A 3,135-nucleotide genomic window follows, 5' to 3' on the forward strand; every position below is an offset into this window, starting at 1 on the left:
TTATTAATTAAACGCGGTCGTTCGTTTAATGTCCACAATGGAAAACGAACAAACGTATCACGCAAATTGCTTGGAACTAGCGGAGCTAACGGAGCCATATATGGTACACCAAACGAACGAAGGCTACATAAATGAATAACCATGCAAATCATCCCCATTAAAATTCCATAAAATCCGAATAATGCGGCTAAAATCATTAATGCAAAACGAATGAGTCTCGCAGAAATGGCAATCGCAAATGATGGAGTGGCAAAGCTAGCAATTGCAGTAATCGATACAACGATAACCATAGCAGATGAGACGAAACCTGCCTCTACAGCTGCTTGTCCAATGACAAGCGCCCCAACAATTGATACAGCCTGTCCAACCGCCCTCGGCAAGCGAACCCCAGCCTCTCGTAAAATTTCAAAGGTTACCTCCATTAATATTGCTTCAACAAACGCTGGAAACGGAACTGCCTCGCGCTGTGCCGCGATCGCTATGACAAGGGAAGTAGGGATCATTTCTTGATGAAACGTTGTTAGTGCAATATACACCGAAGGGGCTACGAGGGAAATAAAAAATACGAGCATCCGTAGAAATCGTAGCGCTGTCGCGATATCGAAACGTGCATAGTAATCCTCAACTGCCTGAAAAAATTGAATGAACACAGCCGGTACAATAAGCACAAACGGCGTACCTTCTACAAAAATAGCGACACGCCCTTCCAATAAGTTTGCCGCCACACTATCAGGACGTTCTGTATGATAAATGGTCGGAAATGTTGTAAACGGCTCATCTTCGATTAACTGCTCAATGTACCCTGACTCAAGTACACCGTCCAAACAAATGCGCTGCAATCGCTCACGAACTTCTGCAACAATTTTGTCATTTGCAATTCCTTTTATGTACATGATGCGTACGTTCGTTTGTGTCACTTCACCGATTGTAATACTCTCAACCCATACATGAGGATTTTGAATTCGACGCCGAACCATTGCTATGTTTGTTGCCAATGATTCCGTAAATCCTTCACGTGGCCCACGAATCGTTAGTTGTGTACTCGGTTCTGCAATGGCGCGATATTCCCCACCCTTCACGCCGATGCGTAAAGCTTCTTGCATACCATGAATAAACAAAACGACTTCCCCAGACATAAGTGAAGAAAATACTTCATTCCACTGCTGAATACGTCCTGTTGTATTTGCAGAAGCAATTTTTTGTTCAATGTAATCCATTTTGTCACAGTCGGCCGATGGAAAAGATAACTGCACACTTAATTCAAGCAATAAATGTTGCACCATATTCTCATCAACGATTCCACTAACAAAACAAAAAACGGCCGGAAAAGTATCTTCTTTTCCAAGTAAAAAGCGGCGAATAATGATATCTTCACTGTTGCCTGTGACATCTTGAATTTTTTTTATATTCTCCTGTAGTTCCTGGTCAATAGTTCCATATATTCCTTCCTGTTCATATGTTTCCCTGCGTTTTTCAGTTCTTCGCAACCACATATTCTTCTCCCCATTTACGATCGTTTATGGTTAGAATAAGCAATAAATGCACATGTTATTCAAAAAGGGATAAAGTGTATAAAAAGTTGGTACGTTAGCAAAGAAAGTACGACAGAGGAGATGAGCAATGAAGCTTGTTGTCATTTCTATTATGATTCCTATCTTGTTGATTAGCTTGGCAATCAGTATGAATTTGTTGCTTGGTATGGACATTTATCAAGCATTTGTTGACATTTTTACTCCATTTAAAGTGATGGAGCCGATCGAGCTAGGCGTTTTATTTCTCTTGATCGGCTTATGGATTTTTGATACATGTATTCATCTCGTTCGAAACATAAATAAAGATAAAAATCCCAAACCGCGCTCGCGTTAAGCGAACACGGTTTGGGATTCTCCTTTTTCTCTCATGTGCCGTGGGATATATACGCAAAATGGTTCACTTTCCATATAATCGCCTGTCACGGCATAAGCCCGAGCACGCGATCCGCCACAAACGTAACGGAACTCGCAAACACCACATTTTCCTTTGTAACGATCCGGCTGGCGTAAGTTTTTCATCACTTCCGATTCACGATAAATGTGAGATAAAGGTTGCTCACGCACATTGCCACATACGATCGGAAGCAAACCGCTCGGCATGACATCTCCTGTATGGGAAACGAACACAAACCCGTTTCCATCATTGACTCCTTTTGGGGCTCGTTTTAATCCGTCGATCATGGAGGCGTGATCGGTCGTTATCGCATGTTCATATCGGATATCCCCTGCTTCAATGCGCTTTTCTCTCATTTTTTGTTGAATCACGACACGACGATAATGTTGTGCCGCCGTCGTTTTAATATCGTACGGCGCTGTTTTGCTTAATTCGTATAGCCACCGAAATACATGTTCATGTTCAACTGGAGTAATGCAGTCATCTATTTGCCCACGTCCTGTTGGTACGAGTAAAAAAATGTACCACATCACCGCGTTTAAATCAGCAACTAATTTCGCCATCTGTTCTAAATCGTTATAGTTATAGCGCGAAATGACGGTATTAACTTGTAGTGGCATTTGTAACTCATTCAAATAACGAATGTTTTCAATCGTTAAATCGAACGATCCTGGGGTTCCGCGAAATCGGTCATGGATGTCAGCTGTCGGTCCGTCTAAACTAAACGCCCAACGCGACAGTCCGATCTCCTTTGCTTTTTTCATTTTCTCTTTCGTCACATTTGGCGTCGCACTCGGCGTGATCGAAACGCGCATCCCTTTTTTGATCGCATATTCAGCCAAGTGGAACAAATCTTCGCGCATCATACAGTCTCCACCTGTAAACACGAGCATCGGATTGTTCATGCTGTAAATGTCATCAATTAACCGAATGCCTTCTTCGTGTGTCAACTCACGTGGATCAGGAACAGGCTGTGCGTCGGCACGACAATGTACACATTTTAACTGACACGCCCTCGTCACTTCCCAAATGACAATAAACGGATGTTTATCATAATCTACCGCATGACCTTGTTTATGCATATCGCTTCACCAACTTTTTGAGTGATGTTCACATTCATTATAGACTGATTATCTAGCACTACGTTCGTGCGTTTTTGACGATTTTTTAAACACGTGGAAAAATTATATAGAAAGTAAATGTTATACT

At 42.0% G+C, this 3,135-nt stretch carries 3 protein-coding genes; 1 reads left to right on the top strand and 2 read right to left on the bottom strand.

Features of this window, described 5'->3' with window-relative positions; translation table 11 throughout:
• Nucleotides 1-1,493, bottom strand: a 1,493-nt coding sequence (locus tag V7Z64_RS12580) for a spore germination protein (protein ID WP_334110627.1), incomplete at its 3' end; no start/stop codon positions are given.
• A gap of 127 nt (nt 1,494-1,620) precedes the next feature.
• On the opposite strand from V7Z64_RS12580, the gene V7Z64_RS12585 reads away from it, so the two are divergent.
• Nucleotides 1,621-1,866 (top strand): hypothetical protein, encoded by a 246-nt coding sequence (locus V7Z64_RS12585; RefSeq protein WP_297991996.1) that lies wholly within the window; start codon nt 1,621-1,623, stop codon nt 1,864-1,866.
• Here V7Z64_RS12585 and V7Z64_RS12590 read toward each other — a convergent pair.
• Nucleotides 1,863-3,008, bottom strand: coding sequence for a TIGR04053 family radical SAM/SPASM domain-containing protein (locus V7Z64_RS12590; RefSeq protein ID WP_297991994.1), 1,146 nt, complete (start codon nt 3,006-3,008; stop codon nt 1,863-1,865). The genes V7Z64_RS12585 and V7Z64_RS12590 overlap by 4 nt on opposite strands.
• Between the last annotated feature and the right edge of the window lie 127 nt (nt 3,009-3,135).

It is taken from the genome of Anoxybacillus sp. (genome assembly GCF_036834105.1).
Lineage (GTDB): Bacteria > Bacillota > Bacilli > Bacillales > Anoxybacillaceae > Anoxybacillus.

Excerpts from the sequence above, each read along its gene's own strand:
- V7Z64_RS12585 (WP_297991996.1), top strand. The coding sequence starts at position 1,621 with ATGAAGCTTGTTGTCATTTCTATTATGATTCCTATCTTGTTGATTAGC.
- V7Z64_RS12590 (WP_297991994.1), bottom strand. The coding sequence starts at position 3,008 with ATGCATAAACAAGGTCATGCGGTAGATTATGATAAACATCCGTTTATT.